This window comes from Massilia rubra, assembly GCF_011682065.1.
Classification (GTDB): domain Bacteria; phylum Pseudomonadota; class Gammaproteobacteria; order Burkholderiales; family Burkholderiaceae_D; genus Telluria_A; species Telluria_A rubra.
In genome coordinates this window covers 65,018-90,831 of sequence record NZ_VUYU01000007.1, presented here as the reverse complement: position 1 = coordinate 90,831, position 25,814 = coordinate 65,018, and the positions used below count along the sequence as shown (strand labels likewise).

The following is a 25,814-nucleotide window of genomic DNA, read 5'->3' as shown; positions in this document are numbered from 1 at the left end:
CGTTGCGGCGCCGGCAACGCCTAGGGCTTGGCGCCGGCGAGCGCGGATGGCGCGGGCGGCACACCGGCGCGCCCCGCCCGATCGACCTTCACGCGCAGCACAGCCGCCGCCGCGCACAGCATGAGGGCGCCGGCCAGCATTATAACGTTCTCGGGATTGCCGCCAAGCCAACTGCGGTAGTACAGCGGCAGCGTGACAATCTGGATGATCATCGGGATCACGATGAACATGTTAAAGATGCCCATGTAGACGCCGGTGCGCTCGGGCGGAATGCTCCCGGCCAGCATGATGTACGGGTTGCCCATGATACTGGCCCAGGCCAGGCCAATGCCCACCATCGGTATCAACAGCAGCGCCGGCGACCGGATCTGGGGAATCGCCAGCATGCCGATCCCGGCCAGCGCCAGGCACACGCAATGCGTAGCCTTCGGTCCGTAGCGGCGCGTGTACGGCACCAGCGCGAAGGCGCCGATAAAGGCAACGAAGTTATAGAACGCGCCGACCTTGCCATTGAGTAGCCCGGCGTCGCGAAAGCCCTGCGAGGCCGGGTCGGTGGTGCCGTAGAGGGTGGTGGCCAGCGACAGCGTGATGTATTGCCAGTAGCAGAACATGGCGTACCACTGGAACAGCTTGACCAGCGCCAGCTGCTTCATCGTCGGCGGCATCTCGCGCATCGCGCTGCCGATCTCGCGCAGGGTGTGCATGAAGCCACGCGGCCGGTCGCGCAGCGCCATCACCTCGCGCGCGCTCAAGGGATGCTCCCCGGTGGTCTTGACCGTCCACAGCACCGACGCGATCGAAAACACCGCGCCGATCAAGAACGCGGCAATGACGATGTGCGGGATCTGGCTGGCATTGACGGCATCCTTGTTCATCCCCGCCAGCACCAGCAGCGACGGCGTGAGGTAGGCCAGGGTCTGCCCCAGTCCCGTGAACGCGCTCTGGGTCATGAAGCCCAGCGAATGCTGGGCGGGATCGAGCTTGTCGCTCACAAAAGCGCGGTACGGTTCCATCGTCACATTGTTGGCCGCGTCGAGAATCCACAGCAGGCTGGCGGCCATCCACAGGGTGGGACTGAACGGCATGCACAGCAGGCCGATACTGCACAGGATCGCGCCGAGCAGGAAGTACGGCGTGCGCCGCCCCCAGCGCGTGACGGTGCGGTCGCTCATGGCGCCCACGATGGGCTGGACGATCAGCCCCGTCACCGGGCCGGCCAGCCACAGATAGGGCAGGCTGGCCTCGTCGGCGCCGAGGTAGTTGTAGATCGGGCTCATGCTGCTTTGCTGCAGGCCGAAGCTGAACTGGATGCCGAAGAATCCGACATTCATGTTCACGATCTGCCAGAACGACAAGGTGGGTTTGGTGGTCGACATGGCGCTCTTTCGTGGGGTCAGTCGGAGAGCCAGCGCGCGACGTAGGGCGCGTAAAAGGCGCGTTCGGCCGGCACCGCGCCGGCAATGGCGCAGACGGCGCCGGCAAACTCGTTGGCGCGCGCCAGGGTGAGCTCGAGCGGCCAGCCACGCTCGCGCCCCAGCAAGAAGAGCGCGGAAAAGGCGTCGCCGGCGCCGACCGTGTCGACCATGCGCGCCGGCTTGACGGTATCGGCATGGACCACGGTGGCGCCGTCGGCGCCGAAGTACACCGAGCCGCGCGGCCCGAGCGTGACGATCAGGGCGTCGAGCGCGAAGATGCGGATCAAGGCCGCGCAGGCGCCGCGCACGCCGCTGCCGCCCATGTCGCCGGTGTCCTGGCGTGTGTGGGTGTACCAGCCGAACAGGTCCCGCAGTTCCTCTTCATTGACCTTGACGATGTCGGCCTCGTGCAGCGACTCGAACACGCAGCGCTCGCTGACCTGGCCTTCGCGCACATTCAGGTCCAGGTAGCGCACTGCGTCGCAGGAGCGCAACAGCGCGCGCAGCGCCGCGCGCGAGGTCGGGTGGCGCTGCGCCAGCGTGCCGAAATACACGGTCGATGGCGTGCATGCTGCGGCCGCGGCCAGCGCGGCGGCGCTGTCGATGCGGTCATAGGCCTGGTCGGGCAGGATGGTGAAGCGATGACCGTGCTCGCCGAGTTCGACCAGCACGCGTCCGGTCGGCTCGGTGGGGTCGTGCTGCAAACCCTGCTGCGCCAGGCCGAAACGTTCGAATTGCGCGCGCAGCAGCGCGCCGGCCTGGTCGTTGCCGATCCGCGTGATCATCAAGGGCGCGCTGCCGAATGCCGCCAGGTGGCGCGCCACGTTGAAGGGCGCGCCGCCCACCACCTGCTCGCTAACGAAATCGTCCACCAGCGCCTCCCCGAACAGCACGATCGATCCTGTCGCCATCTGCATGTCCGCCGCCCTCATTGAACTTGATCCATCGTTAAAAATCATACTACGCTCAACGCTCCAGCCACAGCATGTCCCAGGGCGCCAGCGCGATCACGTCGCCCGCGCCCGGCCACTGCCCCGCGCCGATATCGGACAGGCGCAGCGAGAGCGGCTGCGCCGAAAAATTCGACAGGCTCAGAAAACGCTCACCGCGCGCCAGCGCCAGCAAGGCGGGGTAGGGCGTCTCGAGCAGCGCGCGCGGCGCATCGGCGGCCAGCACCGGCAGGCTGCGCCGCCGTTCAAGCAGCGCGCGCAAGGCGCCAAACACACGCCCGGCTGGCGTCGATGGATCGTGGCGCTGCGCGTAACGCAGCTGGTCGAACGGTGCGCGCTGCACCCAGCGCGTGTCGCGCGCGCGCTCGGCATCGTCGAGATACGCGTAATCGTTTTCCATGCCCAGTTCATCGCCCATGTACAGCATCGGCATGCCGCCGAAGACCAGCGCCAGGCCATGCAGCAGCATCAGGCGGCGCAGCGCGCATGCCTCCTGCTGCGGGCCGCGGGCCGTCTCCAGGCCCGCCAGCGCGGCGGCGCTGCCATTGGTGCCATGCACGGCGCGCCCGGCGCTGGTCTGGAACGCCACGCCGGCCGCGAAGCTGGCGCTGTCGCCGCCCCCGTAAAAATCGGCGATCGCGGCCAGCCGCCGCGGTGACTCGGCCTCCGCGCGCAGCACGTTCCAGCCGATGTCGTCGTGGCAGCGCACATAGGTCAGCCAGCTGGCGGCCGGCGGCAGTGCCGGCGTGGCGGCGGCGACAGCGCGCAGCAGGCCGGCGTCCTGCTCGGCCAGCGCGGCCCAGCCGGCCGCCATCAAGGTGCTGTGGTAGGCCAGGTGGCATTCGCGCGCCGCGCCGCCGGCGTCGCCGAAGTAGGCGGGCAGTTCGCGCGTGGGTACGATGGCTTCGGCCTTGAGCAGCACCCCGGGCGCCGCGATCTCCACGATCGCGCGCAGCACCTGCAGCAGTTCGTGCGCCTCCGGCTGGTTCATGCAGTCGCTGCCCTCGCGCTTCCACAGGAAGGCGGTCGAATCGAGCCGGAACACTTCCACGCCACGGTTGGCAAGGCCCAGCAGGCTGCGCACCATCGCCGCCAGCACGTGTGGATTGGCGTAGTTCAGGTCCCACTGGAAGGGATAGAAGGTGGTCCAGACCCAAGCCTGCATCGGATCGACCCAGGTGAAGTTGCCGGGCGCCGTCTCGGGGAAAATCTGGCCTACCGTCTGTTCGTAGCGGTCCGGCTGTTCGCGCCCGGGGAAAACATGGAAGTAGTCGCGCAACGCCGCGTCGCCATCCTTGGCGCCAAGCGCCCAGGCGTGATCGTCGGCCACGTGATTGAGCACAAGGTCGCAGCACAGGCTGATGCCGGCGCCGCGCAGCGCCGCCGTCAGGTCCAGCAGGTCGGCCGCGCTGCCGAGGGCCGGATCGACCTCGTCGAAGCTGGCCACGGCAAAGCCGCCGTCGCTGTCGCCGGCGCGCGGGCGCAGGAACGGCAGCAGGTGCAGGTAAGTCACACCCATCTCGCGCAGGTGGGCGATGCGGCCGATGACGCCGCGCAGGCTGCCGCCGAACTGCTGCACGTAGGCGCTGTAGCCGAGCATGTGCTCGCTGGTGAACCAGGCGGGATCGGCGGCGCGCCGGGCATCTTGCGCCAGCAGTTCCGGCGAACGCGCGCCGTGCAGCGCGCCAACGGCGCCCATCAGGTCCGCGTACCACGCGTGAAAATCGGCGCGATGGCCGTACAGCCGCTGCAGGCGGTCCAGCAGTACCGGTTCGTGCCGGGCGTAGCGCTGCGCCGCCTGCTCGCGCAGGTGAAGAGGCAGCGCGTCGAGCATGCGCTGCTGCGGTGAGAAAGTGGTCATGGTGGCCAAAAAAAGGCCGCGGCCGGCGCAGGGTGGACGCGCCGGCCGCGGCGGGGCTTAGAATGCGTACCTGATGCTGGCCTTGATCGCACGGCCGCTGATCGAACGGGCGGCATGGCCGTCGCTTTCGACTTCGGTGTAGCCGATCTTGTTGAACAGGTTGTTCGCGCTCAACGCGAGCTGGGTACGCTCGCCCAACTGGTAATTGAAAAAGCCATGCACGACCGCATAGGCCGGCATGATGATCGTGTGCGCGTCGTCGGCCCACGATTTTCCGGTGCCGATCGCGCTCACGCCGAAGCTGGCGTCCCCAATGACGTAGCTCGGCGTGAGCTGGTACACCACCTTGGCCTGGCGCCGCGGCGTATTGCCGATGACGGCTTCGGCGCCGGGCGCGGTGGCGGTGATCCTGGCATGGGTCCAGGTCAGGCCGCCGGCCACGCGCAGCGCGCCGCCGTTGTAGGCCGCTTCCAGCTCGACGCCCTTGGCGTCGTAGCTGTTGGCGGTGCTGCGCTGCGTCGTCGCCTCGTAATTCGATTCGCGCGTCCTGGCCTGGAACACGGTGGCGAAGGTACTGATGCCGCCCTTGCGCCATTTGACGCCGCCTTCGAGCTGCTTGACCGTGTTGATGCTGACCGGCGCGCTGCCGTCCAGCGGAGAGCCGAACAGGATGCGGTCCGCATTGAAGGCGACGCCGTCGCTGGCGCGCGCGAACACCGCCAGGCCGGTGCCCAGCTTGTAGTTGCCGCCCACCGAATACGAGGTGCGCGCAAGGTCATAGTCGACCCGCTGCGCCGTCACCGGATCGTAGCGCGTGGCGCCGGTGGCGATGTTGGCGCTGCCGCTGGCGCTTTGCATGTCGCGCCGCAGGCTGGCATCGACATTCAATGCGCCGCGCTCGACACCCAGGTTCACGTAAGGAGAGCGCAGCTTGTATTGCATGTCGACCGCGCGCGAACAGCAGGCGCCGAACGCCGGTCCGACCAGGCCCGGGGTGGCGCTGGCGGTGCCCAGCAGCGCCGGCTGGTCGCCGCTGGCCTGCATCAGGTACTCGTTGAAGTTCCAGGTCAGCCCGAGGTTTTGCACGGACAGGTACAGGCCGCCCGTGGCGGTCAGCCTGGTGCCCTGGTCCAGGGTAAAGGTCTTCGACAGCCGGGTGTCGTTGAACACGGCGCCGGCGTCGTCGATCGAGGTATTGAATACCACTGCGGAAAAGGCGCGGCCGCTGTAGGCCTTGCCGGCGTTCGGCCCGGTGGCGAAAGTGTAGTCGCCAATGCTGCCGTTGTTGCCCGCGAAGACGCCGATAAAGCGGCCCGTGTTATCCGACCAGCGCAGGTTTTCGCTCAGGCTCCAGGCGTCGCCCAGGGTGAAGCGCGCTTCCAGGCCGATGGCGGTGCTCTTGACGGCCAGGCCATCGTTCACATCGCTGGCGACCTTGCCGTTATCCTTGGCGAGCGTGACGTCGCGCACCCAGTGCGGCGAATAGAAGCTCACCTCGCGCGGATCGATGCCGGGGATCTCGGAGATGACCTTGTTGCTCACCTGGACCGGCACAGGCAGGCCGGCCGGCGTTTTGTCATTGACGTGCTTGAACGACAAGCGGATGAAGCCATGCTCGAGTTCATGGGTGACATTGGCGCGGATCTGGCCACCCTGTTCGGTGTGCATGCCGGTCTTGCGGATGCCTTCGCCGTACCGGTAAAAGCCGCCCACGAAGAAGCGCGTCTTGTCCGACAAGGGCGCGCCGTAGTCGAAGTCGACCCGCGTGGTGTCGTAATCGAGGCCCTTGGTCAGGCCGACGCTGCCGCCCTTCTCCACCCCGGTCTTGCTGATGAAGTTGATGATGCCGCCCGGCGCGTTGCTGGCCAGGGTCGATGCGGAACCGCCGCGCACCACTTCCAGGTGATCGAGGCCGCCGTCGATCTTGACGTAGCTGTCGGGCGTGATGAAGTTGAAGTCGCCCGATTGCAGCACCGGCAGGCCGTCTTCCTGGATCTGCACGTAGCGCGCGCCGCCGGCCGACACCGGCACGCCGCGCATCGAGATGTTGGCATTGCCTTCGCCCCCGGATGACTCCGAGCGCACGCCAGGGATAGCGCGCAGCACGTCGGCCGCGCTGGTGGGCGCGGTCTTGAGGACGGCGTCGAGCTCCATGGTGCTGACCGAGACGCTCGACTTCATTTTCGACGCGCCGCCGCTGGTGCCGGTGACGACGACGCGCTCCATGTTCAGGCCATCGGTGGCGAGCGCCTCGGTGGACGGGGTTTGCTGGGCGGCGGCGCCGATGTGAAGCACCGCGATGGACACGGCCGCAGCCATGCGGGTGGTCTGGAATGTCATAGTCTCCTCCGGTAGGGGATGCGCCGTAGACCGGCGCTTATTGGTGTGTGCGAGCAGATTATGACTCATGCAATTTTTTAATGCAATCGATTGCATTTTCTTTCAATACAAAGAAATGAGGCGTTTTTTCCACAACATAGCGGATTAATGCAACCGATTACATCTTCGTCGGACAGGCGCTGCAAGGAAAATACAAATGGAAGATCAGGCGGACGTCGCGCGGACGATCAGCTCGGTCGGCAATTGCAAGGAGCCGGCCGGCTTGCTGTCGATGATCGCCAGCAGCGCCCCCACCAAGGCCTGTCCGGCGGCGCGGATCGGCTGGCGGATCGTGGTCAGCGGCGGATGGAAGTAAGTCGACAGTTCGATGTCGTCATAACCGACCACGGCGACATCACCGGGCACCTGCTTGCCGAGCGCGCGCAGGGTGTTAATCGCGGTCATCGCCAGCAAGTCGCTGCAGGCAAACGCCGCATCGTAGGGCACGGCGCGGCGCTCGATCTCGCGCACCGCCTGGTCGCCGCCCTCGGGCAGGAACGACACCGACACCCGCAGTTGCGGGTCAAGCGGCAAGCCATGCCTGGCCAGCGCGTTGCAATAGCCGCTGTAGCGCTGCGCGACTTCAGGCAGGTTGATATCGCCAAAAAACGCGATGCGCCTGCGCCCCGCCGCGATCAAGTGTTCGGTGGCCAGCATGCCGCCGCTGACGTTGTCGCCGCCGACGGTGGTGTAGAGCTGCTGCGGCAGCTGCGCGCCCCACACGACGATCGGCACGTGGCGCGCCGCCAGCCCGTTGAGCTGGTCGTGATGGCGCCACTGGCCGATCAGGATCAGGCCGATCACGCGCCCGGTATCGAAAGGCATGGCGGCCGCGTCGAGCTGCTCGGCGTCCACGCGCGAGAGCAGCATGTCGAAACCGCGCTCGGTCAGCGCATCGGCCAGGCTGCCGAGCATGCTCAGGAAAAACGGATCGGACAAATGCTGGCGCGTCGTCGAATCGTAGGGAACCACCACGCCGATCGTGCGGTTCTGCTTGAGCCGCAGGTTCTGCGCGCCGATATTGATGGTGTACTTGAGGGAACTGGCCAGCTCCAGGATGCGGGTGCGGGTTTCCTCGTTGACCAGCGGGCTGCGGTTCAACGCGCGCGAGACGGTCGCTTTCGACACGCCGGCAAGGCGCGCGATGTCGGCCATCTGCAAACGCTTTTGTGCGGCGCTGCCTGCAGCGTGATCCGGTGGAGAAGTACCCATTGCCCCGCAGTGCGCGTTTAGAACGGCACCGTGTCTTTGAACGACTGGCGCTCGGAGAGCTTGTCGAACAGCTTGGCCAGGTTCGGGTAGTCGGTGCGCCAGTCGATCTCGGGGAAGCGGAAGGCGATCCAGCCGAGCGCGCAGCCGACGGCGACGTCGGCCAGGGTGTAATGGTTGCCCTTGCAGAAAGGCGACTCGCCCAGGTTGGTCGAGAGCATCGCCAGGCCGGCATGCACCTTGCCCATCTGGCGTTCGATCCAGGCCGCGCTCTGCTGCTCTTCCGGGCGCAGGGTTTTTTCCAGGCGCACCAGTACGGCGGCATCGAGCACGCCGTCGGCCAGCGCTTCCCAGACCTTGATGTCGGAGCGGTCGCGCCCGTTCGGCGGGAGCAGCTTGCAGACCGGCGTGAGGGTGTCGATGTACTCGACAATGACGCGCGAATCGTACATCGAGCTGCCGTCTTCCATGATCAGGCACGGCACCTTGCCCAGCGGATTGGACAGATGAATCCGGGTTTCGGCCGTCCAGACGTTCTCGAGCTCGAAATCATAGTCGAGCTTTTTCTCGGCCATGACGACACGAACCTTGCGGACAAACGGACTGGCGGTGGAACCGATGAGTTTCATAGATGCTTAGAGTGAACGATTGGCTGACAGTATAGCATCGCGCCCGCCCTGCGATGGCCTCGAAACCGGCCCGGCAACATGCCAGCAACACCGGCTTGACAAGGCCGCCAGTGGTAAAATGGCGCTCTTTGCTGCAATGCACACCACTCCTCTACTCCGCCATAAGCGCCCTCTCCCATGACCTCTACCGCTCCTTACTCCACGCTGTCGGCCCTGTCCCCGCTGGACGGCCGCTACGCCGCCAAGACCGACAAACTGCGCCCGATCCTGTCCGAAGCCGGCTTCATGCACCACCGCGTCAAGGTGGAAATTTCTTGGTTGCAAGCACTGTCGCAAGCGGGCTTCGCCGAACTCAAGCCGTTCTCGGCCGAAGCGACGGCCTTGCTCGACAAGCTGGCCAGCGATTTCAGCGAAGCCGACGCGGCCGCCATCAAGAAAGAGGAAGCGGTCACCAACCATGACGTCAAGGCGGTCGAGTACTGGCTCAAGGCACAGGTCAAGGACGTGCCGGAACTGGTCGCGGCGACCGAGTTCATCCACTTTGCCTGCACCTCGGAAGATATCAACAACACCTCGCACGGGATGATGCTCAAGGCCGCGCGCGACGGCGTGATGCTGCCGGCGCTGCAGGGCCTGATCGCCAGGCTGACCCAGATCGCGCATGCCAATGCCGAGCTGCCGATGCTTTCGCGCACGCACGGGCAGACGGCCAGCCCGACCACCCTGGGCAAGGAAATGGCGAACGTCGTCGCACGCCTGAAACGCGCAGTGCAGCGCATCGCCGACGTGGAAATCCTGGGCAAGATGAACGGCGCGGTCGGCAATTACAATGCCCACCTGGCGGCCTATCCTGATTTTGACTGGGAAACTTTCTCGAAGAACGTGATCGAGCAGCGCCTCGGCCTGACCTTCAACCCGTACACCATCCAGATCGAGCCGCACGACTACATGGCCGAGCTGTTCGACGCGATCGCGCGCACCAACACCATCTTGCTGGACCTGAACCGCGATATCTGGGCCTACATTTCGCTCGGTTACTTCAAGCAAACCACCAAGGCTGGCGAGATCGGTTCGTCGACCATGCCGCACAAGGTCAACCCGATCGACTTCGAAAATTCCGAAGGCAACCTGGGCCTGGCCAATGCCGTGCTCAAGCACATGGCGGAAAAGCTGCCGGTCTCGCGCATGCAGCGCGACCTGACCGACTCGACCGTGCTGCGCAATATCGGCGTCGGTTTCGGCTACGCCCTGCTGGCCTACGACAGCTGCCTGCGCGGCCTGAACAAGCTGGAAGTGAACGCGGCGCGCCTGGAGCAGGACCTGGACGCGAACTGGGAAGTGCTGGCCGAGCCGGTGCAGACCGTGATGCGTCGCTATGGCATCGAAAACCCGTACGAGCAGCTCAAGGAACTGACGCGCGGCAAGGGCATTTCGAAAGTGGCGCTGCGTGAATTCGTGCTGACCCTGGCGATTCCGCAAGACGCCAAGGACTTGCTGCTGGCGATGACGCCGTCGAACTACGTGGGCATTGCCGCCAAGCTGGCCAAGGCCATTTAAGCGCCGCGTTTCACGCCAAGTTGCAAAACGGGCCTGCGGGCCCGTTTTACATTCACTTACGACTGATACGGGTTTCCGTCTATCTGGCGGAGCTTCCCTGCGTTAATCTTTTACTCAAGATCAAACGAACAGGAGCACTATCATGGAACAGGTCAACACTCTCTCGCGTATTCATCCATTAATGGCGGCAGCGGCGCTGTCGGTCATCGCGGTCAGCGTGGCGGGCACGGCGGCAATCACCGGCCTGCTTCCAAGCTCCAAGGCCGACAGCAGCGTGGCGACGGCGCCGCAAGCACTGGTCGCTCCGCAAGCGCTGGCCGCGCCGGTCGCACCAGCGGTGCTGGTGGCCCAGCCGGCGCCGACCGCGCAGCAACTGGCCGATGCGCAAATGCTGGTAGCGAAATATTCGCCGCCGGCCGCACAGGCGCAGCCTGAACCGGAGCGGGTGTACCAGAAACCGGCCGTGAAGAAAGTGGTGCACCGCGCGCCGCAGCACACCCGCGTCGCCCAGCGCCAGGAGCCGAGCTACCGCGCCCAGCCGGCCTATCGCGAACCGGTCCAGCAAGCCAGCGGCCCTAACTACGTGGGCATCGGCACCGGCGCGGTCATTGGCGGCCTGCTCGGTAACCAGATTGGCGGCGGCAAAGGCAAGAAAATTGCCACGGTAGCCGGTGTGATCGGCGGCGGCTTCCTGGGCAACGAAATCGCCAACCGTAACAAGTAATCCGGCGGCGCCTCAAGCGTCTCCAGCCGGTGTCAGCAGAAGCCGGTGTCTGTCAAGCCGGTGTCCAAGCCGGTGTCAGGTCTCTTAAGCAAACACCATAAGGACAGCGGTTTTCATATCTGCCAGTTATATAAGGTGCTTGCTTCGGCGCGATTTTCGGCGCACCCCGCCGATTACTGCGCTGACATTCGGACACGACCTCGGCTGTAAAAGCGGCACTTACAGCTTAGCTCGTGTCCGAATGTCAGACCTGACACCGGGGGCGGACACCCGTTATTCATTCTGCGCGTCCGCGCCGATGGCCCGGTCGAGTAATTTGCGCAGCATATTTTTTGCCGCGCTGTTCTCCCTGGCGCCGTAGTGCTGATGTTCCAGAAGCAACCCGCTCCACGCCGACAGAAATTCCGCATCGCGCGCCAACACGTGCTTCGACCCGGCCCAGCGCACCTCGCATGCGGCAATTTTCTGCGCCACCACATGGCTCTCTTTCCAGCACGCTTCGCACAGCACGCGCCGCACAGCGATGTGGGTCTTCTTGACTTCGTACGCGATTTTCTGCTCGGCCGCCGTGAACACGACATCCTTGCGGCAGGTATGGCAACGGTAAGCCCGATCGGTATAGTGCGTGCGAAACGACGCCGCCACCGATCCCTGGCTTTTTTCCGACCACTGGCGCGGAACGGCCGGCGCGGTGGCCAGCGGCGACGCCACTTTTTTCTTCTTCAATGCATCCACACCAGCTTGACCGCGATTTCGCGCGGCACTTCGCTGCGCGTGGCCAGCGGCCCGTATTCGGCATGCGCGCCGTTCAGGTTATTCCCCGACACCGACAGCGTCAGATCGGGCCACACGCGCCAGGCCAGGCGGGCGTCGAGCGCGCGGTAGCCGGGCACCTTGTCGCTGTCGAGCCGCGCCACCTTGCGCACCGCCACTTCCAGTTCCTTGTCGCCCGGCAAGGTGAAGGTCGATCGCAGCTGCGCCGTGTGCGACGGGTCGCGTCCGCTGGTGCGCGGCGCGGGCGCGTCGTTGCTGCCCGCCTTGAGGGCAAAGCGCTGGTGCAGCGCCAGCCAGCCGGCATTCAAGCGCCACCAGGGCGTGGCCTGGTAGCTGCCCCACATCTCGATGCCGCTCGACTTGCCTTCCATTTTGCTGTCGAAGGTCAAAAAACCGCCGGCCACGTTGTATTCCTGGGTACGCAAATAGTCGTAGCGGTTGTGAAACACGGTGGCCGAGTACGACAGCTGCGCCAGCGGCTGGCCGCGATAGCCGAGCTCGAACACCTTGGCCACTTCGGAACGCACCTGCGGCCCGCCGCGCAGGAGATACGGGGGCTTGCCGGGAACAAAGGTGTCGGCGTCGAGCCGCGATGGCGCGCGCACCGTGCGCGAGACGCCGCTCCACAGCGCATGCTGCGGTGCTACCTGCCACGCCAGGCGCATGCTGGGCAAAAACTCGACGCCGGTGTAATCATTGTGCTCGACCCGCGCGCCGAGGACCAGGCGCAGGTTCTCGCGCAAGGCAAGCTCATCCTGCGCGAACAGGCTGTACCAGTCCTGCTCGACCTTGGCCGGCAAGAAGGCGACCGTTGCGCTATTGGTCACCGCATCCCAGGTGTGGCGCACATTGGCGCCCCACACCAGTTGCCCGAGACTGCCGGCGGGCAAACTGTGCTGGAATTGCAGGTCGGCCACCTGGATGCGCTCGGCATAGGTCGGCGGCACGTCGCGCTCGCTGTGGTCGATGTAGCCTTGCAGCGTCAGGCTGCCGCCACGGGCCAGCGCATGGGTCCAGTGCGCCGTCAGGCTGGCGCCGGACGAGCCGATCGCACCCAGGTCGAGTTTGCCGCCGGTGGAGATCGAGCCCGGTTCGGGCTGGTCGAGTACGCCCCGATAGGCGTTGCCGACCACGCTGAACAGGTCGGCGCCGCCGCCCCAGTCGCGCCGCATCCCGGCCTGCCACTGGTGGCGCGCATCGTTGACGGGCGCGCCGCTGGCCAGCTCGGTATGGCGCTCGTTGAGATAGCTGGCCTGCACCCGCCAGTCGCCCGCGCCCTGGCGCACCGCCACATGATTGCCGCGCTGGCCGGCGCGCAGCACCACCAGGCTGCCCCGGGTGGCGCTGGCGGCACGCGTGCTGATGTTGATAACGCCGTTGACGGCATTGACACCCCACAAAGTGCCGCCGGGCCCGCTGATGACTTCGATCCGCTCGATGTCTTCGAGCATGACTTGCTGGGCGTCCCAGGTCACGCCGGAAAAGAAGGGCGAGTACACCGAGCGCCCGTCGATCAGCACCAGCAACTTGTTGGGAACGGTGTTGCGGCTGGTATTCAAACCGCGCGCGCTGATGGCGTAACCGTAGCCGCTGGTTTGCGCCACTTGCAGGTTGGGCGCCAGGCGCAACGCTTCGGGCAAGGTGGCCACGCCGGAGCGGCGGATATCGTCGGCCGTGATCACGAACACGGAAGCGGCCGCGGCGGCCAGGCGTTCCGGCTTTTTCGACACCGACGTCACCTCGATATTGGCCAGTTCCTCGATCGACATGTCGGCCATGGCCTTGGCCGCGACAGCCGACAACTGCGCGGCCGCGGGCAGGGCCAGCAACAGCGGAGCAAGGGCGATCCAGCGCAACGGTGTCATCTTCATGGCATTCCAGGCTAATCAATGCAGCGGCCATTCCCATGCTCAATGAATGAACTGGGCCTCAAGCAATTTTACAATACGGATACGTCTGCGCAAGGCGCGCACTATGGTAATCTGCCCTTCGCAAGCGACAATGCTGTTTATTTGGTATATTAGTCCTAATGAGTACTATTTCCAGGAGCAGGTCCATGCAGGAACGCTATACCATCACCGCGATCGTTTTCCACTGGCTCATCGCCGTGCTGATCGTGGGCGCCTTCATCATGGGCCTGGTGATGACCGATATTCCCGGCATCACGCCCACCAAACTCAAATACTATTCCTGGCATAAATGGGCCGGCGTGACGGTGCTGGCGCTGGCCGCCCTGCGCCTGCTGTGGCGCCTGACCCACGCCGCCCCGCCCTATGCGGCCGCCATGCCGGCCTGGCAAAAAGGCGCGGCGCACGGCCTGCACGGCATGCTGTACCTGCTGATGTTCGCGGTGCCGCTGTCGGGCTACTTCTACACCTTGTCGGCCGGTATTCCCGTGGTGTACTTCGGCCTGTTCCAGTTGCCGGTCATCATCGCTGCCGATCCCGACCTCAAGCCGGTCCTGAAAGCCGTCCACTACTGGCTCAACATGGGCCTGGCCGGCGCCGTCGCCCTGCACCTGGCGGCCGCCCTGAAACACCAGTTCATCGACCGCGACGGCGTGCTCAAGCGCATGCTGCCGTAGTCACCCTATCGATTCCAAGGAGATTGTATGAAGTTTACCAATGGCACTTTGCTTGCCTCCCTGCTGGCCGTGGCGGTTGTCGCCGTCGCCGCCCCGCTGAAGACCGATGCGGGCAAGAGCATGGTGTCGGCCTCGTTCAAGCAGATGAACGTGCCGGTCGAAGCGAAGTTTACCAAGTTTGCGGCCAGCATCGATTACGACGCGGCCAAGCCGGACGCCGCCAAGGCCACGGTCGAGATCGACACGGCCAGCCTGGACCTGGGCGATCCGCTGATGAACAAGGAAGTGGCCAAGAAGGATTGGTTCAATTCCACACAGTTTCCCAAAGCGACGTTTGTCTCTTCGGGAATCAAGGCTGCCGGCCCGGGCAAGATGACGGTTACCGGCAAGCTGTCGATCAAGGGCAAGACCACCGATGTCAGCTTTCCGCTGACCGTGAAAAGCGAGGCCGGCAAGCACACCTTCGATGGCGCGCTGCCCATCAAACGCCTCACTTACAACATTGGCGATGGCGAGTGGAAAGACACGAGCATGGTCGCCGATGAAGTCATCATCAAATTCCGCGTCAGCGCGGCGCAGTAAACCGCAGTACCGTCACGCATTGAGAAGCACTTAATTCAAACGACACTTCAACGTACATCAAGGGACACCACATGAAAATCAAGCACCTGATCATCGCCATGGCCGCCGCCGCCACCGCCACCGCCAGCTTCGCCGCCGATACCTACAAGATCGACCCGACCCACACCTTCCCGAGCTTCGAAGCCGATCACATGGGTATCTCCATCCTGCGCGGCAAGTTCACCAGGACCGAAGGCACCGTCGTGCTCGACCGCGCTGCCAAAACCGGCTCGATCGACATCACCATCGATGCCGATTCGCTCGATTTCGGTAACGAAAAACTGAACAAGCACGCCAAGAATGAAGACATGTTCGACGTCGCCAAGTTCAAGGACGTGACCTACAAGTCGAAATCGATCACCTTCAAGGGCGACGTGCCGGTATCGGCCGAAGGCACCCTGACCTTGCACGGCGTGAGCAAACCGGTGACGCTGACCATCAACAAGTTCAAGTGCATCATCCACCCGATGCACAAGAAAGAAGTCTGCGGCGCCGATGCATCGGCTCAATTCCTGCGCACCGATTTCGGCATCAGCTACGCCGTGCCGCCGTTCGCACCGGAAGTCAAACTGGCTATCCAGGTCGAAGCGGTCAAGAACTAAGCACGCTGCTTGCGGCACATGTGAAAAAGCCTCGCTTCCTGTATGGGAAGCGAGGCTTTTTTACGTGCTTACCAGCTTGAGACGCCCGGATTAACGGCCATCGCGGTCGAAGTCGCCCGGCATGGCGCGCTCGACTTTATCCCACGCTGCGCGGGTAGCCGACTTGGCTTGCTGCCAGTTCAGGCGCGACTTGCCTTTGACGGTATCCCACTCGTCCGACAGGTTGTTCTCTACCGAATCGAAGCTGGTGCCGGCATAACGGCCGCGGCTGTTGTAGCCGAGTTCGTACGCAGGACCGTAGTCGTCGTAGGTGTAGCCTGGCGAATAGTAAGGAGCGGTCTGGTACGAGCTGCGCCAGTAGGCTGCTTCTTCTTCCGGATTGACCAGTTGGCCAGCTGCTTTACCGGCCATGCCGCCCGCCAGTGCGCCGATCGCAGCGCCCGCTGCCATGCCGACCGGGCCACCGACCGCACCAGCGGCTGCGCCCATCGCTGCGCCGCTACCGGCGCCCATGCCCTTGGCAAAGTGATGCTCATGCAAGTCATCGCCCGCTTTCGGGTTGATCACTTCGGCTGCGCCCTTGCCAGCCAGGCCGCCGGCGATACCGCCGATGGCGGCGCCAGCGGCCATGCCGATCGGGCCGGCTGCTGCACCGATGCCGGCGCCGGTGAGTGCGCCAGCGCCAGCGCCAACGCCGGTACCAATGATGTGCTCACCTTTGTTTTCAGTCCAGCTGCGCTCGATGTGGGTCGCGTCGTCATCGTTACGTGGGTTCACGCCCATCAGGATGCCGCCGTTCTTGATGCCTTCTTCGTAGTGCACGACGCGCTCTTCAGGGATGCCCGCGCCAATCAGTGCGCCGACCAGGCCGCCGGCGATACCGCCAGCGCCAGCACCGGCCAATGCCGCTGCGATAGGACCGGCGACGACCAGGCCAATGCCAGGCAGGACCAGGGTGGTGCCGACGGCGGCGATGCCAGCCAGTACAGCGCCGATGGTGCCGCCGATGCCGGCGCCAACGCCCGCGCCTTCAGCCGCTTTGCTGCCGAGTTCAGTATCGGTATCGTTGAAATAGGTTTTGCGGGTGTCATCCGACATCATCAAGGTGACGTCGTCCTTGCTGTAGCCGCGGTCGGAGAGGGAGTTGTAAGCCCGCTCTGCACTGTCGCGATCACGGAACAGGCCGGTGACCATACGGGAATCTTTTTGGGTCGTGGTGTCGTAATTGCTCATTTCAATTTCCTTTCGAATTTTTGATGTGCGGGGCTCGCATGCAAACCTGGAAATCAATGCCAGTGACGAAACGATAAGCCCGCTTGAACAATGCTTCCGTACGTTGCCGCACTCAACAACGGTGTTTCCAAATGGCATGGAAAATGCGCTGCCGCGGCTTGTGGGTGGTTGGCGACGTGCGCGTGGCGGCGCGCTGAAAGTAGGCATGGCGACGGCGACGTCATCCCCTATACAGCACTGTTATTCCCGCACGCCGCCGCCGTTATCCCCGCCGCACGCCACCGCCGTCATCCCCGCGCAGGCGGGGATCCAAGGCTGTCGTTCGCCCGTAACTACGGCACTACCTTGGGTCCCCGCCTGCGCGGGGACGACGGTGGTGGTAGCGCATGGGCGGCGGCGGCGCGGGGACGCCGGTGGTGGTGGCGCGGGGACGCCAGTGGTGATGCATGGGCGGCGTTGGAAGACGGCGCATTGCGCAGCATGCATTTTCACAACGTCCCCACCCAAAAAGATGTTGAATCGTCCATTACGTTCGTTGCCGCACCGACCGTGCCAATGGCCCCGATTATTCTTTTTCCATGGCCCGGCGATTGCACGTGGCCGGGTAAATCACTTAACCAACTGGAGGAATCAACATGTTATTCATCATCTGGATCATCGTCGGCGGTATCTTGGGTTGGCTCGCAAGCATGGTCATGAAAACGGACGCGCAACAAGGCATCATCCTGAACGTGATCGTCGGCATCATCGGCGCGGCCCTGGGCGGCTGGCTGCTCGCCCCATTGTTCGGCACCGGCACCATCAATTACGATGACTTCAGCGTCTCGTCGCTGCTCGTGTCCTTCCTGGGCGCCGTGATCCTGCTGGCCATCGTCAACCTGCTGCGTCGCGGTAAAGTACGCTAAATGCAGTCCTCCCCATGACCAACGCCTGCGGGCGTTGGTTTTTTTTTGCCTGGATATCCCGATGACCAAAAAACCCCTCTACGTAGCATTGATCAGCTGTGCGCTTACCTTGCTGGGAGTGTTTTTGGTTTTCAATTTCATGCCGAGCGAGAAAAAGATCGAGCGGCAACTGCATCGCCTGTACGACACCGACGACCCGCAATTCCGGCGCTCCATGGGCGTGCTGCTGGGTCCCCCCATTCTCGAAGGTAACCAGGTCGAGGTCTTGCTCAACGGCGACCAGATCTTCCCGTCCATGCTCAAGGCCATCCGCGAAGCCAAGCACACGATCACCCTGGAAACGTATATTTACTGGTCCGAATCGATCGGCAAGGAATTTTCCGACGCCCTGATCGAACGCGCGCGCGCCGGCGTCAAGGTCCACGTCATGCTCGACTTTGTCGGCAGCATGAAAATGGACAACGCCGCCATGGACCAGATGAAACAGGCCGGCATCCAGCTGCAGCGCTACCACAAGCCGGTCTGGTGGAAATTCACGCGCCTGAACAACCGTACCCACCGCAAGGTGCTGGTGGTGGACGGCCACATCGGCTTTACCGGCGGGGTCGGCATCGCCGACCAGTGGCGCGGCGCCGGCCAGGACAAGAAGCACTGGCGCGACACCCACTTCCGGGTCGAAGGCCCGGTGGTCGGGCAAATGCAGGCGGTGTTCGCCGACAACTGGACCAAGGCCACCGGCACCGTCCTCGATGGCCCGAATTACTTTCCTCCACTCAAACCCGTGGGCGGCCACGCGGCCCAGATGTTCAGCAGTTCGCCCAGCGGCGGCAGCGAAAGCATGCTGCTGATGTACCTGATGGCGATCACCTCGGCGCGCGACACCATCCACCTGTCGAGTTCGTATTTCGTGCCGGACGAGCTGACCATCAATGCCCTGGTCGCGGCCGCCAAGCGCGGGGTCAAGGTGAAAATCATCACGCCCGGCGACGACATCGATTCGGACGTGGTGCGCATCGCCTCGCGCGAGCGCTGGGGCGCGCTGCTCGAAGCCGGTGTCGACATCGCCGAGTACCAGCCGACCATGTTCCACGTCAAGGCGCTGGTGGTCGATACCCTGATGGTGTCGGTCGGCTCGACCAACTTCGACAACCGCTCGTTCAGCCTGAACGACGAGGCCAACCTGAACATCATCGACCACGCCTTCGCGGCCGAACAGGTAGCCATCTTCGAGAAGGACTGGAAACTGTCGCGCCCGATTACCCTGCAGGCATGGCAGCAGCGTTCGTGGACCGAAAAAGTGGCGGGCGAAGTGGCCTCGCTGGTGGGCGGGCAGTTGTAAGGGGAGGCGCATAGCGGAGGATGGCGCGGACGGCGCGGACGGCGGTCAATCAAAATTTGATTGACTATTATTTTGGCGATACGGATACTCTAGGGCGCTCAGCGAGCCAAGCCTGTTCCGATTGACCAAAAAGAGACGAAATGCGAATGAAAAAGACCTTCCTAACGCTAGCCATCCTCAGCACCGTTGCACAAGCCGACGAAGGCATGTGGATGCCGCAGCAGCTGCCACAAGTAGCCAAGCAACTCAAGGCCGCCGGCCTCAAGCTCGATCCGGCCAACCTGACCAAGCTCACCGAATTTCCGATGAATGCGATCGTCAGCCTGGGAGGCTGCTCCGCATCGTTCGTCTCGCCGCAGGGCCTGGTAGCGACCAACCACCACTGCGTGTACAACAGCGTGGCGGTCAACTCGACCCCTGAGCGCGACCTGCTGGCCAACGGCTTCCTGGCCAAGACCCATGCGGAAGAACTGCCGGCCGCGCCGGGCAGCCACATCTTCGTCACCAAGGACGTCGCCAACGTCAGCGACAAGATCATCAGCCCTGAGGTCGCCAAGCTGGCCGGCAAGGCGCGCGTCGACGCGATGGAAAAGAACATGAAGTCGATGGTTGCCGAGTGCGAAAAAGACGCCGGCCACCGTTGCACCGTGTCCAGCTACTACGGCGGACTCGAGTTTTACCTGATCAAGCAGCTCGACATTCGCGACGTGCGCCTGGTGCACGCGCCACCGGCCGGCGTGGGCAAGTTCGGCGGCGACACCGACAACTGGATGTGGCCGCGCCACACCGGCGATTACGGCTTTTACCGCGCCTACGTGAGCAAGGACGGCAAGTCCGCCGCCTACGCCAAGGACAACGTGCCGTACGTGCCGCAAACGCACCTGAAGATCGCCCGCGAAGGCGTCAAGGAAGGCGACTTCATCATGGCGCTCGGCTATCCGGGCCGCACCAGCCGTCACCGCCTGCCGTCGGAAGTGGTGGCTGCCTTCGATTGGGACTATCCGACCTTCGTGAGAGTATCGGCTGAAACGCTGGCCATTATCGCGCGCGAGACCAAGACCAATGAAGACGCCAAGCTGAAATACGCCGGCCAGGTCGCCAACGTCAACAACTACTACAAGAACCGCAAGGGCATGATGAACAGCTACGAAGGTAGCGACATTTTGGCCCGCAAGACGCGCGAACATGCTGATATGAAAGCCTGGGTGAATGCCAACCCGGCGCGCCAGAAAGAATACGCGGCCGACATCGAACAGGTCGAGAAGCTCATTGCCCAGCGCGACGCCGAAACCAAGCGCAACTTCTTGCTGCCGCGCGCCACGCCGCAACTGCTGACCGTGGCACGCCGCCTGTACCGCCTGTCGAACGAAAGCACCAAGCCGAACGCCGAGCGCAAAACGGGCTACCAGGAACGCGACCTGCCGACCTTGACCGCGAGCGTGGCGGCAGTCGAGCGCAGCTACGACGAAAAAGTCGACAAGGCGCTGGTCCTGAACTTCCTGAAGCAATATGCGGCCCAGCCGAAAGCCGAGCGCAACGCCAGCTTCGACGCCGCTGTCGGCGTCAACGACGGCATGAGCGAAGCCCAGCTCCAAGCCGTGCTCGACACCATGTATGCCGGCTCCAAGCTCGGCGCCAAGGAAGAGCGCGCAGCCTGGGTCGGCAAGACCCCGGCCGACTTCAAAGCCAGCAACGACAGCTTCATCAAGGCTGCGGTAGCCATGTACGACGCCGGCATGAAGCGCGAAGCCGAAGAAGAAGAGCTGGCAGGCAAGATCCAGCAAGCCTACGCCACCTACATGAAGGCCAAGATCGCCTACATGACCAGCAAGGGCCAGCCGGTCTATCCTGACGCCAACGGCACCCTGCGCGTCACCTTCGGCAAGATTGCCGGCCGCGACCATGGAGCCGACGGCACCGGATCGTGGTCCGCCTTCACGACCGTCAAGGGCGTGGTAGCGAAAGCGACCGGCGAAGGCGAGTTCAACGCCCCTGCGGCGCAACTGGCGGCGATCCAGGCCAAGGATTTCGGCAAATATGTCGATCCGAAGCTCAAGACCGTGCCGGTGAACTACCTGGCGACGTTGGACATCACGGGTGGCAACTCCGGTTCGGCGGCGCTGAACAGCAAGGCCGAGTTCATCGGCTTGGCGTTCGACGGCACCCTGGACTCGATCATTTCCGACTGGGACTTCAACAAAGCCAACACGCGCGACATCCAGGTCGACGTGCGCTACATGCTGTGGAACATGAAGCATGTCGACAAAGCCGACAACCTGCTCAAAGAAATGAACGTGGAATAAGCTGAGGCGGGGCTATCGGCCCGCCCATCTCCGATGCCTGCCTCCTCCGGGACGCAGGCATTTTTTTCGTCCATCGCTGGCGGGCGGCGTGAACAACACGCCAAGCGATGACAAAATTCTACAATTTTTTAATACCAATCTACGACCAGTAGAGTTACTATAGATTCCAATCTAAGACCACATTCCCCAACCGGGGTCAGAGCTTTAACTTGAAACAGTTGCAAAACAGCTAGTTACAAAACCGGAGTCAGACCCCGATTCGTTCCAAAACCGTGCAAAACCGGGGTCAGGCCCCAATGCAGTTCTGCCATTTCCGCGTAGACGGGAATGACGAGGCGGCGGGGACCGATCGACAACGCGTTTGTTGCTAATTAAAGCTCTGACCCCGGTTGTAGGGTTTTAGAACTCAGCCGTAGGAATGTCGGAAAATTTTTTCAGGTGGAAAACATGTTCGAGAAACGCACACATCTGCTCTACTTTTCCCTGTTTTTCATCCTCTACGAGCTGACCGTCTATTTGTCGAACGATATGATCATGCCGGCCATGCCGCAGGTCGTGCGCGAGTTCCAGGCGTCGAACCGGCATATCGGACTGTCGCTGAGCCTGTTCATCCTCGGCGGCAGCATGCTGCAGATCTTTCTCGGCCCGATCGCCGAGCGCGTCGGCAAGCGCAAGGTCATGCTGGCCGGCGTGGCGCTGTACCTGGTGGCGACCTTGCTGGTGCCGTTCTCGGCCACCATCGGCCAGTTCCTCACCGCCCGCTTCTTCCAGGGCATGGGCTCTTGCTTCATTTTCATCGGCTACGCCGCCATCCACGAACTGTTCAACGATGCCGACGCCGTCAAGCTGACCGCCATGCTGTCCAATACCACCGTCTTCGCGCCGCTGATCGGCCCGGTGGTCGGCAGCGCCGTGATCAGCATGTTTCCGTGGCAATCGATTTTCGGGATCGGTTTTGTGCTCGGCTGTATCGCCTGGCTCGGCCTGTTTACATTCATGCCGCGCACGGAAACGCTCAAACCGCCCGCCGACCTGGCCGCCATCCGCGCCAGTTACCTGGCCATCGTGCGGAATAAAAAATTCATGTCCGGGATCCTGATCGCGGCCTTGGCGATTACGCCGCTGACGGCCTGGATCGGCTTGTCGCCGCTCATCATCATGGAACACATGGGCCAGTCCTATGGCACCTATATCCTGTACCAGCTGGTGATTTTCTCCGGATTTATCCTCAGCACCATGGCGATTCAACAACTCGGCGACGGCTTTTCGCTCACCCGCCTGATTCGCCAGGGCGCGGCACTGGCCGTGGTCGGCATGCTGGGCGCCGGGCTGGTGTACCGGCACGGGCATTTGTTCATTGTCTGCATGTTTATCTTCTCGGCCGGCTTCGGCCTGTTTAACGGCGCCCTGATCCGCCTGTCGCTGACCGCCACCGGCGTGTCGATGAACCTCACCTCGTCCGCCATGAGCCTGCTGTATTGCGTGTATATCGCCGCCGGCGTCGAGATCTACAACCTGGTGGGCGCGTATTTTGACTATTCGCTGGCGTCGTATGCGCTGTTCAACGTGCCATTGGGCGTGGTGCTCGGCATCTGCCTGATGCGCTTTGCCAGGAACCACGATGGACAAGAGCCGGCCCTGGCGCAATCGCCCCAGGCCGAATAAGCAATCGGATACGGAACGGAGGCAGCATGCATGTCGATCTGGCGTATGAAGTGCTGATCAAGGATCTGAAAGCCGAATTCCTTGCGTATAAACAGTGGGAAGCGTTCTGCCGGCAGGATGCGCATGGCGGCGCCGACGCCCGGGCGCGCCTGCACGCGGCGCAGTCGTCCTACCACGTCCACCTGCGCGAATTACGGCGCCTGGTGCGCCGCCATGGCAGCGACTTCGATGCGCGCAGGGCTTCGTCGCTGCTGGCCATTCCCACCCAGCCGCTCGCGCCGGGCGAGTTGATCATGCACCGGATCTGGCTGGGCGGGGCGCTGCCGGCCATGGCGCGCGAATCGGTACGCCAGTGGGATTGCGCACTCGACGCCATCGGCGCGCCGGACAGCGGGCCATACCGCCTGGCGCTGTGGGTCTGGAATGGCGCGCAATTGCGCAACGATCCGTGCTTTCACCCGGCACCGGGCGCGCACCATGCGATCGGCACGTATCTTTGCGGCACGCGCCTGCTCACCGTCCATGCGCTCGACGCCCTGGCGCGCGAATGCGGCCCAGGCATCGCCGCCTTGCTGGCGCAATTGCACCGCCAGCGCTATTTCGTGAACCTGGCCGATTATTTCAGGCTGCTGATCCTGCACCGCTGCGGCGGCATCTATCTCGATGCGGACACCATGCCGTACCGTCCCGCCACGGTGTTCCTGTGCAAGCCGGAAGTGCCCGATTACGTCAGCTTCGCGGTGAACCGGGAGAGCAACCGTCTCGACGCCAGTTTCGTCTGCTGGATGAATCTGTTCAACGATGAAAACGGCATGCTGGTCGCGCGCAAGGCCAATCCGGCCATCGCGCAACTGATCGCGCGGATCGATGCGAATCTGGACGCGATGGGCCCAGCCGTGCCCGAGAAGGACAAGCCGCACGGCGCAGGCTACGCCGCCACCCTGCACCAGGCCACCTACGGCGCCTGGCACGACACCATCGGGCGCTCGCTGGCGGGCTACCACGACCTGGTGGCGCGCCACGGCGTGCTGCATGACGATGCGCCGGAAACCATCGTCAGCGGCCTGCACGGCATGCGCCTGCGCGTCGACGCCCTCACGCACCAGCCGGCGCCGCTCACGCCGTCGGAACAGGCCGGCTACGACAGTTGCATCGCCGCGCTCGATCAACGCGGCTGGCGCCTGGACGACATTGGCCAGCTCGCCGAGGTGGCCGTGGTCTTGTCCAGCACCGAAGTGCCGCGCATGGCGTACGCCTCGCAACTGCGCGCAGCGGCGCCGGGCTGCCACTATTATTCGTTCCTGTCGCAAGACCGGCAACTGGACCGGGTCAACGATCTGTTCGGCGCCTATCTGATGGCCATCAATGCCGAGCGCATCCGGCGCGGGAACTTCTGGCACACGACACACGGCCACGCCATGCCGGACCAGCGCAGCTATGCCAAGGTCCATGCCAACCTCACCACGCGACTGCGCGGCGCCCATGCCAACGAACGCTGAACCCTACGCTTTCCTGCCCGGTGCGCAGATCGGCGAGGCGCAGCGCGACCGCATGGCGGCGCTGCTGTTCGCCACCAGCTATCTCGAATACTGCTCGTTCGGCAATCGCCTGCGCCTGCCCCTGGTCGCTTTGCAGCGGCGCCAGAATATCGATCCGTATATCGCCCATGCGCGTGGCCTGTTCGATGGCGCCGGCTGCTTCAGCGGCTTTTACACGGCCGCCACCATCGCCGAATTCGCCCGGGTGAACGCAGTGTCGTATTACCGCGACGAGATGCGCGCCATGGACGCCGCCTACGACGCCTTTATCGCCCTGCACGCGCGCGCTGACGACCTGTTCGTGGCCAGCCTGGCGGTCGAGGAGCGCTGTCGCGGGCGCGGCCTGCTGAACCTGATGCTGGCCGATATCGAGGCCCTGGCGCGCGGCAAGGGCAGCGCGCGCATCGTGCTCACGGTGTGGGAAAACAGCGCCGCCTTTAGCATTTACCTGCACAAGGGATGGCGCTCGTGCGCGGTGTTCGATTACGCGGCCGAGCTGTTTTTCGACCGCCTGCATTTCATGGAACTGGTACTACCTGGAGGATCGCAATGAACGCCAATATCGAGGCCATCGGCAAGCATAGCGTCGGCACGCGCAATCAATCGACACGGGCGAGCGCCACGGCGCGCCTGAACGACCGTTCCAACGGCGCGCCGCTGCGCGTGCTGTCGGAAACCGATTGGGACTTCTGGATACAAAACGGCTATATCGTCATTCCCGACGCGGTCGGTCCGGATCAACTGGCGCGCCTGGAACAGCTGATCTGGGAATTCGAGGAACTCGATCCGCACGACCCGGGCACCTGGTATCCGCCCGAAAAATCGCGCCTGAGAAAAACAGAGCTGAGCTTCAACGCGGGGATGATAGAGTTATACAACCACCAGTATCTGTGGGATACGCGCCAGATGCCGCGGGTGCACGACGCTTTTACCGATATCTGGGGCACGCGCAAGCTGTGGGTGTCGATCGACCGCATCAACCTGAACCTGCCGCCCGAGCCGGGATTCGCATTCAAGAGCTTCATGCACTGGGATTACGACCCCGAGAGCGCGCCGCCAAATGTGCAGGGCGTGCTGTCGATCGGCGACCAGACCGATATCGAGGTGGGCGGCTTTGTCTGCGTGCCGTCGCTGTTCCGCGATTTCGACGCCTGGCGCCGCACCCAGCCGGCCGATTGGGACTGGTACCGGCCGGATGTCTCGGCCTTGCCGCACGTGCCGGTATTGTTGAAAAAGGGCGATCTGCTCATTTTTAACAGCCGCCTGTGCCACGGCATCCGCCAGAATGTCTCGGCCGGCAAGGTGAGGATGGCGCAGTATATTTCGATGATGCCGGCGCAGGAGCATGACGAGGCGTTGAAACAATGGCGCATCCGCTCCTGGCGCGAGCGCGAAGCGCCGGCCGGATACAGCCTGCACGGCGATCCGCGCAAATGGGAACAAACAAAATACCCGCGGGCGCAATTATCCGCGCTGGGCGAACAACTGCTGGGCCTGCGGCCATGGCAGGATAGGGACTAGAACTT

General features: G+C 63.7%; 21 protein-coding genes. 12 read left to right on the top strand and 9 right to left on the bottom strand.

Features of this window, described 5'->3' with window-relative positions; all coding sequences use genetic code 11:
* Positions 1-20: 20 nt before the first annotated feature.
* The 6 genes from F0185_RS12565 to F0185_RS12540 all read right to left on the bottom strand — a co-directional run bounded on the left by F0185_RS12565 (position 21) and on the right by F0185_RS12540 (position 8,443).
* Complete coding sequence (locus F0185_RS12565; RefSeq protein WP_167224863.1) at positions 21-1,376, bottom strand: MFS transporter; 1,356 nt, start codon at positions 1,374-1,376, stop codon at positions 21-23.
* Between the two features lie 17 nt (positions 1,377-1,393).
* Positions 1,394-2,326 (bottom strand): PfkB family carbohydrate kinase, encoded by a 933-nt coding sequence (locus F0185_RS12560; protein ID WP_167224861.1) that lies wholly within the window; start codon positions 2,324-2,326, stop codon positions 1,394-1,396.
* A 55-nt stretch (positions 2,327-2,381) separates the two neighbouring features.
* Positions 2,382-4,226: an alpha-amylase family glycosyl hydrolase gene (locus tag F0185_RS12555; RefSeq protein ID WP_229476976.1), complete on the bottom strand. Its 1,845-nt coding sequence runs from the start codon at positions 4,224-4,226 to the stop codon at positions 2,382-2,384.
* Between the two features lie 57 nt (positions 4,227-4,283).
* Complete coding sequence (locus tag F0185_RS12550; protein ID WP_167224859.1) at positions 4,284-6,566, bottom strand: TonB-dependent receptor domain-containing protein; 2,283 nt, start codon at positions 6,564-6,566, stop codon at positions 4,284-4,286.
* Between the two features lie 204 nt (positions 6,567-6,770).
* Positions 6,771-7,817 (bottom strand): LacI family DNA-binding transcriptional regulator, encoded by a 1,047-nt coding sequence (locus F0185_RS12545; RefSeq protein ID WP_229476975.1) that lies wholly within the window; start codon positions 7,815-7,817, stop codon positions 6,771-6,773.
* 17 nt (positions 7,818-7,834) lie between these two features.
* Positions 7,835-8,443 carry a glutathione S-transferase C-terminal domain-containing protein gene (locus F0185_RS12540; RefSeq protein ID WP_167224857.1) on the bottom strand — a complete coding sequence of 203 codons (609 nt, stop codon included), beginning with the start codon at positions 8,441-8,443 and terminating at the stop codon, positions 7,835-7,837.
* Between the two features lie 177 nt (positions 8,444-8,620).
* Here F0185_RS12540 and purB point away from each other — a divergent pair, with 177 nt between their 5' ends.
* Positions 8,621-10,000 carry an adenylosuccinate lyase gene (gene purB / locus F0185_RS12535; protein WP_167224855.1) on the top strand — a complete coding sequence of 460 codons (1,380 nt, stop codon included), beginning with the start codon at positions 8,621-8,623 and terminating at the stop codon, positions 9,998-10,000.
* A gap of 142 nt (positions 10,001-10,142) precedes the next feature.
* Positions 10,143-10,724 (top strand): glycine zipper 2TM domain-containing protein, encoded by a 582-nt coding sequence (locus F0185_RS12530; protein WP_167224853.1) that lies wholly within the window; start codon positions 10,143-10,145, stop codon positions 10,722-10,724.
* Positions 10,725-10,997: 273 nt separating this feature from the next.
* On the opposite strand, the gene F0185_RS12525 is transcribed toward F0185_RS12530, so the two are convergent.
* Positions 10,998-11,450 (bottom strand): zinc-ribbon domain containing protein, encoded by a 453-nt coding sequence (locus F0185_RS12525; protein WP_167224851.1) that lies wholly within the window; start codon positions 11,448-11,450, stop codon positions 10,998-11,000.
* Complete coding sequence (locus F0185_RS12520) at positions 11,447-13,369, bottom strand: TOL_0244 family TonB-dependent receptor (protein WP_167224849.1); 1,923 nt, start codon at positions 13,367-13,369, stop codon at positions 11,447-11,449. Before F0185_RS12520 ends, F0185_RS12525 begins: the two co-directional genes overlap by 4 nt.
* 185 nt (positions 13,370-13,554) lie before the next feature.
* Between F0185_RS12520 and F0185_RS12515 the strand changes: the two genes are divergently transcribed.
* The 3 genes from F0185_RS12515 (at position 13,555) to F0185_RS12505 (ending at position 15,305) form a co-directional block, all read left to right on the top strand.
* A complete protein-coding gene (locus F0185_RS12515; protein WP_167224847.1) occupies positions 13,555-14,082 on the top strand; it encodes a cytochrome b in 528 nt (175 codons plus the stop codon).
* Between the two features lie 27 nt (positions 14,083-14,109).
* A complete protein-coding gene (locus tag F0185_RS12510) occupies positions 14,110-14,664 on the top strand; it encodes a YceI family protein (protein ID WP_167224845.1) in 555 nt (184 codons plus the stop codon).
* Positions 14,665-14,735: 71 nt separating this feature from the next.
* Positions 14,736-15,305 (top strand): YceI family protein, encoded by a 570-nt coding sequence (locus F0185_RS12505; protein ID WP_166893741.1) that lies wholly within the window; start codon positions 14,736-14,738, stop codon positions 15,303-15,305.
* Positions 15,306-15,395: 90 nt separating this feature from the next.
* Here F0185_RS12505 and F0185_RS12500 read toward each other — a convergent pair whose 3' ends face one another.
* Positions 15,396-16,538 (bottom strand): hypothetical protein, encoded by a 1,143-nt coding sequence (locus tag F0185_RS12500; RefSeq protein ID WP_167224843.1) that lies wholly within the window; start codon positions 16,536-16,538, stop codon positions 15,396-15,398.
* 635 nt (positions 16,539-17,173) lie between these two features.
* On the opposite strand from F0185_RS12500, the gene F0185_RS12495 reads away from it, so the two are divergent.
* The 7 genes from F0185_RS12495 to F0185_RS12465 all read left to right on the top strand — a co-directional run bounded on the left by F0185_RS12495 (position 17,174) and on the right by F0185_RS12465 (position 25,809).
* Positions 17,174-17,443, top strand: coding sequence for a GlsB/YeaQ/YmgE family stress response membrane protein (locus tag F0185_RS12495; RefSeq protein WP_167224841.1), 270 nt, complete (start codon positions 17,174-17,176; stop codon positions 17,441-17,443).
* A 61-nt stretch (positions 17,444-17,504) separates the two neighbouring features.
* Complete coding sequence (gene cls / locus F0185_RS12490; RefSeq protein ID WP_167224839.1) at positions 17,505-18,782, top strand: cardiolipin synthase; 1,278 nt, start codon at positions 17,505-17,507, stop codon at positions 18,780-18,782.
* Between the two features lie 146 nt (positions 18,783-18,928).
* A complete protein-coding gene (locus tag F0185_RS12485) occupies positions 18,929-21,085 on the top strand; it encodes a S46 family peptidase (RefSeq protein WP_167224837.1) in 2,157 nt (718 codons plus the stop codon).
* A 447-nt stretch (positions 21,086-21,532) separates the two neighbouring features.
* Positions 21,533-22,750 carry an MFS transporter gene (locus tag F0185_RS12480; protein WP_167224835.1) on the top strand — a complete coding sequence of 406 codons (1,218 nt, stop codon included), beginning with the start codon at positions 21,533-21,535 and terminating at the stop codon, positions 22,748-22,750.
* Positions 22,751-22,776: 26 nt separating this feature from the next.
* Positions 22,777-24,249: a glycosyltransferase gene (locus F0185_RS12475; RefSeq protein ID WP_167224833.1), complete on the top strand. Its 1,473-nt coding sequence runs from the start codon at positions 22,777-22,779 to the stop codon at positions 24,247-24,249.
* Complete coding sequence (locus tag F0185_RS12470) at positions 24,233-24,841, top strand: GNAT family N-acetyltransferase (protein WP_167224831.1); 609 nt, start codon at positions 24,233-24,235, stop codon at positions 24,839-24,841. The genes F0185_RS12475 and F0185_RS12470 overlap by 17 nt, the downstream gene beginning before the upstream one ends.
* The gene (locus F0185_RS12465) at positions 24,838-25,809 is read left to right on the top strand and encodes a phytanoyl-CoA dioxygenase family protein (RefSeq protein ID WP_167224829.1); all 972 of its coding nucleotides are present in this window, start codon (positions 24,838-24,840) and stop codon (positions 25,807-25,809) included. The genes F0185_RS12470 and F0185_RS12465 overlap by 4 nt, the downstream gene beginning before the upstream one ends.
* Positions 25,810-25,814: the final 5 nt, after the last annotated feature.

Bases quoted from the DNA above. Each gene is read 5' to 3' on its own strand.
- F0185_RS12565 (WP_167224863.1), bottom strand. From the start codon at position 1,376: ATGTCGACCACCAAACCCACCTTGTCGTTCTGGCAGATCGTGAACATG.
- F0185_RS12560 (WP_167224861.1), bottom strand. From the start codon at position 2,326: ATGGCGACAGGATCGATCGTGCTGTTCGGGGAGGCGCTGGTGGACGAT.
- F0185_RS12555 (WP_229476976.1), bottom strand. From the start codon at position 4,226: ATGACCACTTTCTCACCGCAGCAGCGCATGCTCGACGCGCTGCCTCTT.
- F0185_RS12550 (WP_167224859.1), bottom strand. From the start codon at position 6,566: ATGACATTCCAGACCACCCGCATGGCTGCGGCCGTGTCCATCGCGGTG.
- F0185_RS12545 (WP_229476975.1), bottom strand. From the start codon at position 7,817: ATGGGTACTTCTCCACCGGATCACGCTGCAGGCAGCGCCGCACAAAAG.
- F0185_RS12540 (WP_167224857.1), bottom strand. From the start codon at position 8,443: ATGAAACTCATCGGTTCCACCGCCAGTCCGTTTGTCCGCAAGGTTCGT.
- purB (WP_167224855.1), top strand. From the start codon at position 8,621: ATGACCTCTACCGCTCCTTACTCCACGCTGTCGGCCCTGTCCCCGCTG.
- F0185_RS12530 (WP_167224853.1), top strand. From the start codon at position 10,143: ATGGAACAGGTCAACACTCTCTCGCGTATTCATCCATTAATGGCGGCA.
- F0185_RS12520 (WP_167224849.1), bottom strand. From the start codon at position 13,369: ATGAAGATGACACCGTTGCGCTGGATCGCCCTTGCTCCGCTGTTGCTG.
- F0185_RS12515 (WP_167224847.1), top strand. From the start codon at position 13,555: ATGCAGGAACGCTATACCATCACCGCGATCGTTTTCCACTGGCTCATC.
- F0185_RS12510 (WP_167224845.1), top strand. From the start codon at position 14,110: ATGAAGTTTACCAATGGCACTTTGCTTGCCTCCCTGCTGGCCGTGGCG.
- F0185_RS12505 (WP_166893741.1), top strand. From the start codon at position 14,736: ATGAAAATCAAGCACCTGATCATCGCCATGGCCGCCGCCGCCACCGCC.
- F0185_RS12500 (WP_167224843.1), bottom strand. From the start codon at position 16,538: ATGAGCAATTACGACACCACGACCCAAAAAGATTCCCGTATGGTCACC.
- F0185_RS12495 (WP_167224841.1), top strand. From the start codon at position 17,174: ATGTTATTCATCATCTGGATCATCGTCGGCGGTATCTTGGGTTGGCTC.
- cls (WP_167224839.1), top strand. From the start codon at position 17,505: ATGACCAAAAAACCCCTCTACGTAGCATTGATCAGCTGTGCGCTTACC.
- F0185_RS12485 (WP_167224837.1), top strand. From the start codon at position 18,929: ATGAAAAAGACCTTCCTAACGCTAGCCATCCTCAGCACCGTTGCACAA.
- F0185_RS12480 (WP_167224835.1), top strand. From the start codon at position 21,533: ATGTTCGAGAAACGCACACATCTGCTCTACTTTTCCCTGTTTTTCATC.
- F0185_RS12475 (WP_167224833.1), top strand. From the start codon at position 22,777: ATGCATGTCGATCTGGCGTATGAAGTGCTGATCAAGGATCTGAAAGCC.
- F0185_RS12470 (WP_167224831.1), top strand. From the start codon at position 24,233: ATGCCAACGAACGCTGAACCCTACGCTTTCCTGCCCGGTGCGCAGATC.
- F0185_RS12465 (WP_167224829.1), top strand. From the start codon at position 24,838: ATGAACGCCAATATCGAGGCCATCGGCAAGCATAGCGTCGGCACGCGC.